This is a genomic window from Acinetobacter johnsonii, from assembly GCF_048551975.1.
Lineage (GTDB): Bacteria > Pseudomonadota > Gammaproteobacteria > Pseudomonadales > Moraxellaceae > Acinetobacter > Acinetobacter johnsonii_A.
Genome location: NZ_JBIMCF010000002.1, coordinates 57,121 through 71,325, shown reverse-complemented (window position 1 = coordinate 71,325; position 14,205 = coordinate 57,121). Strand labels below are relative to the sequence as shown.

Below are 14,205 nucleotides of genomic sequence, written 5' to 3'. Positions count from 1 at the left end.
TACTTTAGGCTTAATTCAATATTGGCCGATCGCGCGCAATACTACCATAAAAATAAAGTCAGTACATTTTGCTGAACACTAGAGCAAGTAAAGGGAACTTCTGATCTGGAATGGCTTTGTTGCACAAAGTTATTCTTAAAGGCTTCTTATGTAATATAATTTCCAAATGAAGAAGCCTGCATCTAAAATTTATCGCACAACGAATTGGTCCTCTTATAACCAAGCTCTAATCAAGCAAGGAAATATTTCAACTTGGCTCGATCCTCAGACTAAATGGTATGCTCAGCCACAGGCTAAGCATGGAAGAAATCAAACTTATTCTGATACAGCAATTCAGTGCTGTTTGATGATCAAATCTATCTTTCGACTTTTTTTGCGTATGGTCACAGGCTTTGTGCAAAGCCTAATTCAACTCAGTGGGTTAAGTTGGACAGCACCAGATTATTCCACACTTTGCAGACGAAAAAAGCAGATTGATATTACGATCGGCTATCAAAAAAAGTCATGAAGGATTACATCTATTGATAGACTCAACTGGCCTTAAGTTTTTAGGCGAAGGTGAATGGAAACGCAAGAAACATCAGCCTGAATATCGTCTGCAATGGCGTAAATTGCATATTGGTATAGATGCTACAACCTTGTAAATCAGAGCTGTACAGCTGACAACAAATAATGTCAGTGATTCGCAAGTCCTTGGAGATTTACTTGATCAAATCCCATTGGATGAGCAGATTGATTCAGTCTATACAGACGGGGCTTATGACACAAAACAATGCCGTCAGGTCATTGCAGATCGGCAAGCGTATGCAGTGATTCCACCCAGAAAAAATGCAAAGCCTTGGAAAGATAACAAAGCTCATTCGCGAGAGCGAAATGAATTACTTCGAACAGTTAATCTTGCGAAGCAGTGCTTCTCAGGCAGGACACTATGGAAAAATGGTCAGGCTATCATCGCAGAAATCTGGTCGAAACCAAGATGCATTGCATCAAATTATTGGGGGATAAACTCAGTGCGAGAAACTTTCAAAGCCAAGTCAATGAAATGCATGCACGTGTGACAATATTAAATAAATTTAAGGAGTTAGGTCGACCTTTACCCAAGTTGTCACTTGAATTTGAGTAGAACAGGGTAAATTTAACTTTTAAATCTTTATGCAACAAAGCCGCTAAGCGTTATAAAAGCAAAGGGCTTATGATTTAAGCCCTTATCAGCCTTGGCAATAAAGTATTAGTCAATTGAATAGGCACCATCAACTTTCACTATCGCATCATTTACAAAGCTTGCTGCATCAGACGCGAGGAAGATTACCACGTTAGCAATTTCTTCAGGCTTACCTAAACGCTGCATTGGAGAACGTTGCATAATGCCATTAAATACATCAGGCATATCTTTCAATGGTTGGATAAGCGGCGTATCGATCCAACCCGGAGCAACAGCATTTACGCGAATTTTGGCTTGGGCCATGCTCAGTGCATGTGAGAAGGTAAGTTGATCAATGGCACCTTTAGAACAAGAGTATGTTGGTGCAATACCTGAACCAAATTGCGCGTACAGTGAAGACACGTTAATGATCGATGGATTGTCCGATTTAGCTAAGGCTTTAGCAGCGACTTCACTGATATAAAAAACAGAGGTGAGGTTAACTTCTAGCACTTTTTTATAGGTGTCTAATTCGTGCTCTGAGACAGAACCCATACCTGCGCCGTTGAATAAAGTATCAATGCGATCTACTTTTGCGAAAAAAGTATCGACAGCGGCTTTATCGGTGACATCCATTTCGACAGCTTCAATATCCAAACTAGTTGGGAAAACTGCCTTGGCTGCTTGTAAGCCAAGCGCCCATACTTTTGCACCACGTTCAGCAAATGCGACTGCAACGGCTTGACCAATACCAGATGTGCCACCTGTCATGACGGCGATTTTATTTTCAAACATCTTTGAGTTAAATGTTTCCATGATCTTTTTATCCTAGTTTAAGTGGCATCAATGTTTCCTGATTGATGCCATTTAACTTAGCGTTATATATCGCTGTAGAAAAGAATGGAAATAAAAACAGCAGGATTTCCATTCTTTGGAATGGCTGTTTTAGGTGCTTGCTAGAATCGTTTGATGAGTGATTTCTAGTGCGACCAAAGCATGGAAAAAATTGAATAGTTCTATTTTCAAAAGAACATTCATACTGAATTTGTGGGATTGATCAATCACTATATCTTAGCAGGATTGAATTTAGCTTAATCATTCAGTATGTTGAATACATAGAAGAATAAAGTATAGGAAAAGCCGATGTTGCTTTTAGAAGAAATTTTTAAAACTAAAAAAGTACAACAGAGTGATGAGTTTAATCTGAGAATACATCGTGGGCTGAGTTGGTTAAAGCAAGCATTGCTGCTCGATCATGATCCCGATTTACAATTTATCAGCCTTTGGATTTCCTTCAATGCGATATATGCACAAGACTTGGGGCAAAGTCAGGACAAACAGAGTTTACGTCAGTTCTTGCATTTAATTTGCCAGCATGATGTCGATCATAGAATTTATAGCATTTTATGGGACAAATTTAGTCAGCCTATTCGTATGCTCTTAGACAACCAATATACCTATCAAGGGTATTGGGACTATCAAAATAAGAAAATTGGTTTAGAGGTTTGTAAGGCTCAGCTTGAACAAGAAAAGAAGAAAGTGGCGAAAGCGCTACAACAGAAGCATTCGGTTGATATTTTACTGATACTGTTTAACCGTTTATATACCTTGCGAAATCAGTTGATGCATGGCGGTTCAACCTATAAGAGTTCATTGAACCGTAAGCAGTTACAAGATGGCTGTCAAATTTTATCGGCTTTGCTGCCCGCATTTTTGTATATTGCTTTGGAAAATGCCGATAGTCTCGATTTGGGTAAACCTTTTTACCCGGTCGCTCAGGTAAGTTAGCGCTAAAAAAGTAATGTCCAAATAAAAAGACAGTTGACTCAGTCAACTGTCTTTTTTTAGGGTTAAGCAATACCATGTTTTTTGCTATACAGTGTATCCAGCAGAGCAAAGACACCCGCCATCATCACCAGTGTAATACCGACCAAACATGTACTAGTCCAGCCGCCATGATGCCATGCATAGACACCCAGTGCCGAGCCACACGCGCCGCCAATAAAATATAAGGTCATATAAATGGAGTTCACCCGCGACTTCGCATCGGGGCGCAAACGGAAAATCACGTTTTGGTTACAACTATGTGTAGTTGCAAGTCCTAAGTTAATCAGTGCATAACCGATGATGTAGCTGATGAGAGAACTTCCACCTAAGTATAGAAAGGCCCAACTGAGGGCTAACGTCCCACAGCCGACCCAAGTCAAAAGCAAGGTATAACCGCGATCAGCCCATTTACCAATCCACTGGGTGGAGAGTGCGCCAAATACGCCGACCAAAGTCACTAAGCCGACTAAAACATCCGAAAGTTGAAATGGCTTAGCGGTTAAAAGTAGGGCAATGGTGGAAAACAGCATGCTCATGGCAGCAAAAGCAAATCCACCCGTGATTGAGCGAAACACCAAACGAGGCTCTTGTTGCAGCAGACTCCCCATGGACTTAAAAATGTCGAAATAGGTGATTTTGAGTTTTGGTAGTTGTGGTAGTTTTCCTTTCATCAGAAGAGCCAAAGCAAACATGGCAATGCCACTCAGCACATAAATCATTTTCCAGTGCCATAAATCTGAGAGTAATCCCGCCACACTGGTCGATAGTAAAATTCCGACCAGTAAGCCACTCATGAGGAAACCGACCACTTCTCCCGTTTTTTCAGGTTTGACTGCCATCGTAGCCAGAGGAATCAGCACTTGTGCTGCAACTGAAAAGAGTCCTGTAATAATGGTGCCTAACCAGAGCATCGATAAGTTTGTAGATGTCGCACAGATAAACAGCCCAGCAGATGCGCCAAACATCAGGAATGGAATTAGTTTGGCTTTGTTCAGCATGTCGCCTAAGGGCACAATGAACAGTAAACCTAAAGCATAGGAGACTTGAGCAAAGGTCACGGTCAAAGCCACTTGTTCTTCTGGTGCTTGAAAGCTTTGCTGAATAGAGGAAATCAAAGGCTGGCAATAATAGTTTGCCCCTGCACATAAGCCGCAGACAATTGCCATCAGCCAGAGCAGAGATTTGTCTCGACTGATGTCGAAAGAAGTATTCATAATGAGCCTTTGATGAGGGAGTATTTTTTAGAATGACGTTTACATCGTGCTTGAGTTAAATAGATGCACCGTTTAAGAAATTGTATACGAAGCTGGGACAAAAGCCTAAAACAGGTGAGAAATGACCGCATCAAAAATGAGTCGAAGATCAAGACACAGAAAATAGCATAACCTGTTCTCAGGCCGACGTTTTCATCTAATACAATCAAAAAATGATGATATTTAGAATTTCCTGTCAAAAAATAATAAAAATCTTTAAAAAATTCTGAACATGGCCGTCTATTTTGTATGAAATTGTTGCATTCGATCATTTTTAATCATCTTGCACATCAAAGATTTGGGACAAATTACTGAAATATTCATCTATTTAAGGTATTTTTGCTCAATGATGGTGCATTTTTACTTAAGCCTAGTGTGTCAATGCGCGCCATTATCATCCGATAAAATATGAAAAAACATTTTTGTTGGTCATTCCTCGTTTCAGATCTAGTTAAACGCGATCAACCCCTCCCTGTATTTTTAGACTATCCATTTCAAATACGCGTTTTAGTTGAGCTAAATTTTGAGCATAGGCATTTTTGATCGATGAAAAATAGGGACAGGCCAATTCGAAGCTTTTGCAAATGCAGCAAAACTGTCATTTAAGTCAATGTCTGCAAAGTTTGCGTGACGGCAGATGGTAAAGCTCGATGAATGACGGGTTCGGGTTAATCTGAACGTGGCGGTTCATATTCTCGAATTGGTCAAAAAGATCAATACTGCGGAATTAAAGGACTTGGTTTTGTGCAAAAAAAGTGCAGATTTTAATGTGAAAGGATCTGTGGTTCAGAATTTGAATAGAAATAAATCAATTTTTAAGCGGATTCAAAGCAAATAAACGAGATATCACCCAATATTTTTTATGAATCACCAGTTCAGTATGTGGGTATTTATTAAATAAATAGTGGGTGGTATTTTAAAAAAGTTTCATTAGAATCCAAAAATTCATAAGAACATCCTGTGAGAAAACATTACCTAATCGGTGATGTTTACTTTAAGAAAAACTAGCTTGAGGGACGCTCATGCAGATCGGAATTCCAGCCGAAACTGTCGTCGGTGAAAATCGTGTAGCCGCAACGCCAGAAACGGTAAAAAAGTTGATCAGTGCTGGTCATAGTGTAGTGATTGAACGTAGAGCAGGTGTGAAAGCTGCTTATATCGACAGTGCTTATGAGCAAGTCGGTGCTACGCTGACAGATGATGCCTATACCGGTAGCCAAATGATTTTGAAAGTACGTGCCCCTCAGGGTGCTGAAATTCAAAAGCTTGCGCCAAATACATCGGTTATTGCCATGTTTGACCCGTACCGTAATACGGAGCTTGATCAATTTGCATCACAACAAGTGTCTGCATTTGCTTTGGAGCTACTGCCACGAACTTTATCTCGTGCGCAGAACATGGACGTATTATCTTCACAAGCTAACTTGTCGGGTTACAAGTCAGTGCTTCTTGCTGCGGCAGAGTACCAGCGCATGTTCCCAATGTTGATGACGGCTGCGGGTACTGTAAAACCTGCACGTGTCGTGATCATGGGGGTCGGTGTTGCTGGTCTTCAAGCGATTGCGACAGCAAAACGTTTGGGTGCTGTGGTTGAAGCAACGGATTTACGTCCGACTGCGAAAGATCAAGTGGAATCTTTGGGTGGCAAATGGTTAGACGTACCTATGTCAGCGGAAGAACAACAAAAAGCTGCCGATGCTGCCAAAAATGGTTACGGCTGGATGCCGGGAGAAGACTATATCCGCGATCAAGCGATTATTGTAGATAAAGCTGTATCGAATGCGGACATCGTGATTACCACTGCACTTTTACCAGGTCGTAATGCGCCACGTCTGATTAAGGCGGAAACGGTTGCTAAAATGAAGCCAGGTTCTGTGATTTTAGATATGGCGGTTGAAACGGGTGGTAATGTCGAAGGTTCACAATGCGGTGAAACTATTGTGACTGACAACGGTGTGACCATTTTAGGGATTCCAAATATTCCATCGACTGTATCGACAGAGGCATCTGCACTATACGCGCGTAATGTGTTCAATTTTGTTGAAACATTATTTGATAACGACAAGAACTTCGCATTGAATCCTGAAGAAGAAATTCAGAAAGCATTGCTGGTCACTCATAACGGTCAAGTGCTGTTAAAGCGTGGTTAAGGAGAACTCTCATGGTTGAAACAATTACGATTTTTGTCCTTGCCATCTTCGTAGGTTACTACGTGGTGTGGGGGGTAACACCTGCGTTACATACGCCATTAATGGCAGTAACCAATGCACTTTCTTCAATCATTATTGTAGGTGCGATGATTCAAACTGTCGGTCTACCAATTATGGGTGTAGAAGGCAGTGTCGACTTCCAAACCATTAATGTGGTGAGTGTACTGGGTGCGATTGCTGTGTTCTTGGCAAGCATCAATATTTTCGGTGGTTTTGCAGTGACTGCGCGTATGCTGGAAATGTTCAAACCAAAAGCAAAGAAAAAAGAGGGCTAATGCATGGAATTTATTCGTGAATATGCAGACTGGTTCTATTTAATCGGGGCTGTGCTCTTTATCTTAACTTTACGTGGTTTGTCTGGGCCGAAAACTGCGATTGCAGGCAACCGTTATGGCATGATCGCAATGGCGATTGCAGTCTTGACCACATTCTTTGTGGCAGACAATCCAGTTGTGTGGATGATTTTGGCAGCTATGGCAGCAGGTGCGGTGGTGGGTATTGCCCGCGCACGTACGGTGCCAATGACTCAAATGCCTGAAACTGTAGCGTTAATGCACTCTTTAGTCGGTTTGGCTGCGGTATTGATTGCGATTGCGGCAATTCTACATAACAACCAACTGACTGCATTATTTGCACAAAATGAAGCGGCATTAACTGCTGCGGGTGTGCAACATGCACACATGAGCAAGGTTCATTTATTTGAATTGTTCGTGGGTTGTTTCGTCGGTGCGATTACCTTTACAGCGTCTGTATTCGCTTATGGTAAATTGGCTGCGAAAAAATGGGCGAAAACCATTTCTGGTGCATGGGTTAAACCTGTACAAGCGCTGATTTTCCTTGCAATGTTGGCATGTGGTGTGTACTTCTTTACGACAGGCAACATGAATGCATTCTGGGCCATGACTGCACTGGCACTTGCATTCGGTTGGGTATGGATTGCACCAGTCGGTGGTGGTGATATGCCGGTGGTGGTATCGCTATTGAACTCATTCTCTGGTTGGGCAGCAGCAGGTATTGGTTTCACACTTGAAAACAATATGTTGATCGTTGCGGGTTCACTGGTGGGTTCTTCAGGTGCGATTCTGTCTTACATCATGTGTAAAGCCATGAACCGTTCAATCATCAACGTTTTGTTTGGTGGTGCAATGGGTGGAACTGCGGTAGCTTCTGCGGACAAAGGCGAACAAGCACAGCGTAACCATCGTTCTGGTTCAGCAGATGACGCTGGCTTCTTGATGTCAAATGCAGACAGCGTTGTGATCGTACCGGGTTATGGTATGGCGCAAGGTCGTGCACAAAATGCGGTGAAAGAACTGTGTGAAATCTTGAAAGAACAAGGTGTAAAAGTGCGCTTCGCCATTCACCCAGTTGCTGGTCGTATGCCAGGTCACATGAACGTACTTTTGGCTGAAGCAGACGTGGCTTATGAAGACATCTTAGAGATGGATGAGATTAACTCAGACTTCCCAGCAACAGATGTGGTGCTTGTGATTGGTGCGAATGACGTGGTCAACCCTGCGGCGAAAGACGATCCAACATCTCCAATCTATGGCATGCCAATTCTTGAAGCACATAAAGCACGTACCATTATGGTCATCAAACGCTCTATGGCGACAGGTTATGCAGGTCTAGACAACGATTTGTTCTATAACGAAAAAACCATGATGATCTTTGGTGATGCGAAGAAAGTGGTTGAAGATATGACCAAAGCAATCAATGGTGGTGGACACTAATCCTCCTCCTAGAGTGTATAAAGACCACCTTCGGGTGGTTTTTTTATGTTTGCAGCTTTTGCTAAGATGATGTTTAACTTTTCAATAAGAAAACAAGATGAATATAAATCAGATCTGGTTTCAGGTGCTGCTGATCTTTAGTGGGTTCGTTTTGAGTCAAACTACTCAGGCTCAAGTATTCGAAATAAAAAATGCATCGAAACGCTATGATGTAAAAATAACGACGAGCTGTACGGACAGGAGCTGTGATGGACTAGCCAATATTGATCTTTACATAAAAGGGACAACACAGCACTTTCAGCATTTTTCCTCGGCTGAATTGACGATCGATCTGGACGAAACTGACAAACCGTCTGTTAATGTGGTGCAGCTTTATGGTGAGCAAAGTGCATTAATTTTTGCTGACTTTAACTTTGATGGGAGTGAGGATGTCGCCATCCGTAATGGTAACTATGGAGCCTATGGTGGACCAACCTACGATGTTTATGTCTTTCATCGAACCAAGAATAAATTTGTTCTGAGTGAGGAGTTGTCGGTCTTAACCCATGAAAATTTGGGAATGTTTGAGGTCGATCCAAAACAGAAAAGAATCTTAACCTTCAATAAAAGTGGATGTTGTTATCACATCCGTTCGGAATATATTGTGATTCCTAAACATGGTTTGAGTCTAGTCAAAGATTTTATTGAAGATGCAACAGTCCAAGAGGGAAAGGTTAAAGTGACGGAGCGAACGCTGAATCGTGGTCGATGGGTAGAGAAGGTTCACTATTATGCTGTGGATGAGTACTATAAAAACTAAAAGCTATGTTTCATCAATCAGCTGATAAATGCGCTTTGGCTCTTTTATGGTGTATCGCTTTTTCGCCTTGTTTGAATTGTCCATTTATATTGGTGGGCATGGATCATGATTAAATATCTGTAAGGTGTTGAAACACTGGCATTGATTTTGCAATTGAGATGAATAATCTTTGGGGGATTATTCATGAAAAAAATAAAATACTTACTCTTCTTTGTGTGCTGTATTGCTTTACCCATTTTTGCTGCAGAGCCCCTGCCAACACAGGCTCAAAATATTCAAGAAATTCGTCTCTCGCTCGACAGTGTCTGGGTGGTGCTCGGTGGCATTTTAGTGTTTTTCATGCAAGCAGGTTTTGCCCTGATTGAAAGTGGTTCGGTGCGCTCTAAAAACACCATTAATGTACTCATGAAAAACTATATGGATGCGTGTTTAGGGGGCTTGGTCTTTTGGTTGATTGGCTTTGGTTTGATGTTTGGTGTCAATTCGAGTGGTTGGATAGGAACCTCGCATTTTGCCCCCAATGCCATGGATGATTGGCACTGGAACCTATTGTTCTTTCAAATGATGTTTGCTGCCACCGCCACGACGATTGCCAGTGGGGCGATGGCTGAGCGGATTCACTTTGTGGCGTATATTGTGAGTGCTGCGGTGGTCAGTGGTTTGATCTACCCGATTTTTGGTGCATGGGCTTGGGGGAGCTTATTTGATGGCGAAGGTTGGCTAAAAGCCATGGGTTTCATTGACTTTGCAGGTTCAACGGTGGTGCATTCGCTTGGTGGATGGGTGGCTTTAGCGGGAATTATTGTGTTGGGGCCTCGTTTAGGGCGGTTTGGGCGCAATGGACAGGTCCATTATTTGGCAGGACATAATTTACCGTTAGTGGCGCTAGGCGGTTTTGTTCTATGGCTGGCATGGTTTGGTTTTAATGCGGCCTCTACTGTGAAGGCAGATGTGAGTATTGGGCGGATTGCCTTGAATACACATTTGGCGGCGTGTGCTTCGGCGGTTGCCTATATGGCTTATACCCTAATACGTGGTAAAGCAATTTTAATGCGCGGCACCATTAATGCCTCACTAGGCGGACTGGTTGCAATTACGGCGGGCTGTGCAACCATGAGTCCAGTGTATGCCATCATCAGTGGTGCGGTTGCAGGTGTGCTGGTCAGTATTTTACCAGTGGTGATGGAAAAACTCCGCTTGGATGACGTAGTTGATGCAGTGACTGTACATGGTTTTTGTGGGGCGTGGGGTACATTGGCTGCGGGGCTATTTTTTGAAAACCAAATGTTTAATGCGGGGATCATTGCGGTACAAGGCTTGGGTATTTTGACAGCCTTTGCGTGGGGTTTTGGTGTGGCATTGATCGTCTTTAAAGTCTTGGACCTCGTTCTTGGTGGTTTGCGGGTGAGTAAACAACATGAACAACGTGGCTTGGACTATACCGAACATGCAGAACTGTCTTATCCCGAGTTTCAGCGTGATGTGACGTTTGAAACTGATGATATGACCAAACGTCATTAATGAAAGAGGATAGCTCATGTCGACTGAAACATTAACTATTTTACAAAAACGCCAAGCGATCGAGCGTGGACTGAGTCGGTACTTACAAGGAACACTTTTAGAGCAAGTATTGAATCACTGGGAAGCGAAATATGGTGATCAACCCTCCTTTGTCCTGAATCGTTTTTTGAGTGAAATTTGCACCACAGAGGAATTACGTTACTTCCGAAAAGACATGCTCAAAAATGTCTTGGCAGAGATGGCCCAAGTTGAAAAACAAGTGTTGTTGAACCCCTCTGCAAAAGCATCGAAAAGCGAACAAGGGGGAGCAGTGTTACTCGATGCATTGACGTTTTTTATGCAAAATATCTGTCAAGCAGTCAAAGCCGTTGATGTGCAGGAGTTTGAGCGTGAGGTGAAGATGCAGCTAGACGCTTTATCCATTGTGGTCGATAAGTATCAGGCCTTGAATGATCGAGTGGTGCTCGAGGCTTTGCCCATGACTCAATATGCGCAGGTCTTGACAGTCTGTTATGAAAATTATTGTGAATTTTATGGTCCAGCAAAAGCAGATCAACTCTATGCCTATGTGAAGCGCCAAGTGAAAGGGCGTTACCCAATGGTCGATATGCATCGCTTAATTTAAAGAAAATTAGACATAAAAAAAGCGACCTTCAGGTCGCTTTTTTCATATTAGGCTACAGTTTCTTCTGGGGCTGCACGCCAAAGGCTTTCTAAGTCGTAGAAACGACGTGCTGTTGGCAACATCACGTGCACAACAACAAAGCCAAGATCAATCAAGATCCATTCTGCATCACGTTCGCCTTCGACACCGAGAGGGCGGAAGCCTGCTTTACGTGCTTCTTCAGCAACGTTATCAGCAAGTGCTTTGATGTGACGCGTTGATGTACCGCTTGCAATCACAATTGCATCAGCGACGTTGCTGATTAGGCTGACATCAATCGCTAAAATATCTTTTGCTTTTACATCTTCAAGGGCTTCATGTACAACTTTTAAGCAAGCTTGTACGTCGGCAGCTTGGGTATTCATTGCGAAATCGTGAGAATTAGAAGCGCTGGGCGATGGTTCTAAATTCATAAAGGGAATTTTTCCGGACAATAACTCATCTTGTAATATAGCGTTTTTAGGCGAAAATTTCAAATCCGCAATAGTTCAACTTTGAGGATGTGCAGCAAAGTATTTTGCCTTCCATGCAAAGGACTGAGTTGAAACAGTTTTTGGTCGATATTCCGCCGCAATAAAACCGTCATAACTGCTGTGTTGTAGCCATTCAAAAATATTTGCATACATAATTTGTGCAGTATCTGGTTCATGCCGCCCCGGACAGTCTGCAAATTGGATGTGACCAATATCTTGAATATTTTCTTGTAGCCCTTGCAACACATCTTCACCCATCATGGCCATGTGATAGCAGTCGTATTGCATTTTAAGTGTAGGGTGTTGTACTGCTTCTAACATTTCCTGTGCTTGGGCAATATTTTGCACTAAGAAGCGCGGCATATCCGTGCCGTTGATCATTTCAAAGACAGGTTGAATGTCATGTTCACTGAATATATGGCAGGCCAGTTTCAGGTTTTTGGACAAGGTATTTAAACAGGGCAGTAGGTCGGCATCTAATGGTTGTTTGCCAGCAAGGATATTCACACTTGGCACTTTGAGTGCGCTGGCGTATTGCACAGCTAACTGAAGAGCGTGATGAAACTCTAGCTCTTTGCCGGGAACGCCTGCGAGTCCATTACCCCCAGTCATTAAGTCGCCCGCAGGAACGTTAATCAGGCAGAGGCTTAAGTCATGAAGCCTAAGCTGAGTTTGAATTTGTTCAATGCTAAGTTCGTAGGGAAATTGGATTTCCACATGTTTAAAGCCAGCGGCTTGAGCCAAAGCAAAACGCTCAAGCAACGGGACTTCGGTAAAAATCATGGATAAATTTACAGCAAGTTTGGTCATGATTTTCTCCTGATTTTATTTGGCTTGTTGTTCTACTTGTAATATGACTGAGGCAAGATCAGCTTCAGCATAGCCTTGTTGTTGGTGTGCTTGCAATTGCTGAAGTGCTCGCGCTGCAACAGGAATGTCGAGTTGGTGCTGCGCCGCAAGCTGCACAGCATTGTTCAAGTCTTTGGACAGGGTTTGAACTTTCCACTGTACGGGCTCAAACAGGTGAGTCGCCATACGTGGACTTAAAATTTGAAAGGGTTTCGAATCGGCAAAACCGCCTGCAAGCGCAGGTGCAAGTAAGCGAGTATCCACACCAGCTTTGTCTGCTAAAGCAACCGCTTCTGCAATCAGAGTGCTATTGGCTGCCACAATCAGTTGATTACAAATTTTGGTGGCTTGTCCAGTTCCCGTGCTGCCCATACATGTGACACGTTGCGACAAGATATTATAAATCAAAGACAAGTCTTGAATCGTCTGTGCATCGCCACCAGCAAAGATGACCAGCGTACCTTGTTCTGCACCGACAGTCCCTCCCGAAACAGGTGAGTCGATCCATTGCACCTGTTTTTGTTCAGCACGTGCTGCAAGACTTAGGGTTTGCTCCACCGAAAGACTGGAAAAGTCGATGATCACTTGCTTCGCCGTCAAAAACGGTTCGATTTGTTCATAAATGCTGAGTGCGGCTTTGTCATCAGCTAAACAGGTCAGAACTACAGGATATTCAGCGATATGCTGTAGTGTTAAGTCTGTAGCCCCCAAATCAATGAGTGCATCGCAGGCACTGCGGGTACGGTTCCATACAGCGACCTCAAGACCTGCTTGAAGTAAGCGGGTGGCCATACGGCTTCCCATGAGTCCCATGCCTAGAAATGCAATTTTAGTGTGTCGATCGAAACTCATGGAACCCTCTTTGATTGTCAGTGGTTAAATACTGTTATTTATATTGGCGTGGTAGATACTGCACGTCGGGTTGTTTATCTTTCTTACGTGCGATTTGGCTATTTTTACCTAACAGTAATTTGAGCTGCCAAATTTTTTCCAAACGTAAGGATTTTTTAGGCTTATGCTGCATGGCATCCAACACATATTTTGAGGCCATGAGTGCATCTGGTGAGCGTTGTAACATTTCTTCTGCAATAGCTTGGGCTTTAGCAAGCGGTGATTCATCAAGATGTGTGACTAAGCCGATTTCTTTGGCATAAGTTGCATCGAAAATACGTGCCGTAAGCGTTAACTCTTTGGCAAGATCTAGTCCGATCAAACCTTTCAAAGAACGCGTCAGTCCCATATCAGGAACCAGTCCCCAACGGCTTTCCATAATCGACATTTTGGTTGCAGGGTGTGCGACACGAATGTCTGCCGCTAAAGCCAGTTGCATACCAGCGCCAAAGCAAAATCCTTCAATCGCGGCAATCACAGGAACAGGCAGTTCTTGCCAAATTAGGAAAGCTTTTTGAAAGAGGCTTTGTCCAGGTTTGATCAGTTCCCATGCGGCATAGGCGCGATTCTTCGGATTGTTCAAATCGGCAAGATCAATGCCTGCACTAAAGACTTGCGCTTCACCAGTGAGGATGACACAGCGAATGCTGCGGTCTTTTTTAATTTTTTCAGCAGTTTTAACCAATTCGCGTAACAAGTCAAAACTCATCGCATTGCGTTTATCTGGACGGTTAAGTGAAACAGTGGCAATGCCATTTTTGTTTTCAATGCGAAGTAAAGCCATGATGAGAACTCTTATTTTTTGCTCGCACGGAGCATAGCATAGCTCTCGTACGGATAAATG

The 14,205-nt window shown here is 42.9% G+C and carries 13 protein-coding genes and 1 pseudogene; 8 read left to right on the top strand and 6 right to left on the bottom strand.

Going from position 1 to position 14,205, the window contains the following annotated elements; genetic code table 11:
- The first annotated feature begins 166 nt into the window (after positions 1–166).
- Positions 167–1,123: pseudogene (locus ACG9ZB_RS02475) on the top strand (IS5 family transposase).
- Positions 1,124–1,228: 105 nt separating this feature from the next.
- On the opposite strand, the gene ACG9ZB_RS02470 reads toward ACG9ZB_RS02475, so the two are convergent.
- Complete coding sequence (locus ACG9ZB_RS02470) at positions 1,229–1,957, bottom strand: SDR family NAD(P)-dependent oxidoreductase (protein ID WP_419323897.1); 729 nt, start codon at positions 1,955–1,957, stop codon at positions 1,229–1,231.
- A 327-nt stretch (positions 1,958–2,284) separates the two neighbouring features.
- Between ACG9ZB_RS02470 and ACG9ZB_RS02465 the strand changes: the two genes are divergently transcribed.
- Positions 2,285–2,929: a hypothetical protein gene (locus tag ACG9ZB_RS02465; protein ID WP_419323895.1), complete on the top strand. Its 645-nt coding sequence runs from the start codon at positions 2,285–2,287 to the stop codon at positions 2,927–2,929.
- Between the two features lie 62 nt (positions 2,930–2,991).
- Here the strand turns inward: ACG9ZB_RS02465 and ACG9ZB_RS02460 are convergent, their stop codons facing one another.
- A complete protein-coding gene (locus tag ACG9ZB_RS02460) occupies positions 2,992–4,182 on the bottom strand; it encodes an MFS transporter (protein ID WP_419323893.1) in 1,191 nt (396 codons plus the stop codon).
- 1,061 nt (positions 4,183–5,243) lie between these two features.
- On the opposite strand from ACG9ZB_RS02460, the gene ACG9ZB_RS02455 reads away from it, so the two are divergent.
- The 6 genes from ACG9ZB_RS02455 (at position 5,244) to ACG9ZB_RS02430 (ending at position 11,109) form a co-directional block, all read left to right on the top strand.
- Positions 5,244–6,371, top strand: a complete 1,128-nt coding sequence (locus ACG9ZB_RS02455) for a Re/Si-specific NAD(P)(+) transhydrogenase subunit alpha (protein ID WP_419323891.1) — start codon at positions 5,244–5,246, stop codon at positions 6,369–6,371.
- A gap of 11 nt (positions 6,372–6,382) precedes the next feature.
- Complete coding sequence (locus ACG9ZB_RS02450) at positions 6,383–6,706, top strand: proton-translocating transhydrogenase family protein (protein ID WP_004974924.1); 324 nt, start codon at positions 6,383–6,385, stop codon at positions 6,704–6,706.
- A gap of 3 nt (positions 6,707–6,709) precedes the next feature.
- On the top strand, positions 6,710–8,164 hold the full coding sequence (locus tag ACG9ZB_RS02445) for an NAD(P)(+) transhydrogenase (Re/Si-specific) subunit beta (protein WP_419323889.1): 1,455 nt from the start codon (positions 6,710–6,712) through the stop codon (positions 8,162–8,164).
- A 97-nt stretch (positions 8,165–8,261) separates the two neighbouring features.
- Positions 8,262–8,963: an XAC2610-related protein gene (locus tag ACG9ZB_RS02440; RefSeq protein ID WP_419323887.1), complete on the top strand. Its 702-nt coding sequence runs from the start codon at positions 8,262–8,264 to the stop codon at positions 8,961–8,963.
- Between the two features lie 183 nt (positions 8,964–9,146).
- Positions 9,147–10,484 (top strand): ammonium transporter, encoded by a 1,338-nt coding sequence (locus ACG9ZB_RS02435; protein ID WP_419323885.1) that lies wholly within the window; start codon positions 9,147–9,149, stop codon positions 10,482–10,484.
- A 16-nt stretch (positions 10,485–10,500) separates the two neighbouring features.
- Positions 10,501–11,109 carry a hypothetical protein gene (locus ACG9ZB_RS02430; protein ID WP_419323883.1) on the top strand — a complete coding sequence of 203 codons (609 nt, stop codon included), beginning with the start codon at positions 10,501–10,503 and terminating at the stop codon, positions 11,107–11,109.
- Positions 11,110–11,156: 47 nt separating this feature from the next.
- Here ACG9ZB_RS02430 and rsfS read toward each other — a convergent pair whose 3' ends face one another.
- The 4 genes from rsfS to ACG9ZB_RS02410 all read right to left on the bottom strand — a co-directional run bounded on the left by rsfS (position 11,157) and on the right by ACG9ZB_RS02410 (position 14,145).
- Positions 11,157–11,561, bottom strand: coding sequence for a ribosome silencing factor (rsfS, locus tag ACG9ZB_RS02425; RefSeq protein ID WP_004692321.1), 405 nt, complete (start codon positions 11,559–11,561; stop codon positions 11,157–11,159).
- Between the two features lie 75 nt (positions 11,562–11,636).
- A complete protein-coding gene (locus ACG9ZB_RS02420; protein ID WP_419323881.1) occupies positions 11,637–12,431 on the bottom strand; it encodes a hydroxypyruvate isomerase family protein in 795 nt (264 codons plus the stop codon).
- Positions 12,432–12,446: 15 nt separating this feature from the next.
- Positions 12,447–13,322 carry an NAD(P)-dependent oxidoreductase gene (locus ACG9ZB_RS02415; protein WP_419323879.1) on the bottom strand — a complete coding sequence of 292 codons (876 nt, stop codon included), beginning with the start codon at positions 13,320–13,322 and terminating at the stop codon, positions 12,447–12,449.
- A 34-nt stretch (positions 13,323–13,356) separates the two neighbouring features.
- On the bottom strand, positions 13,357–14,145 hold the full coding sequence (locus ACG9ZB_RS02410; protein WP_419323877.1) for a crotonase/enoyl-CoA hydratase family protein: 789 nt from the start codon (positions 14,143–14,145) through the stop codon (positions 13,357–13,359).
- Between the last annotated feature and the right edge of the window lie 60 nt (positions 14,146–14,205).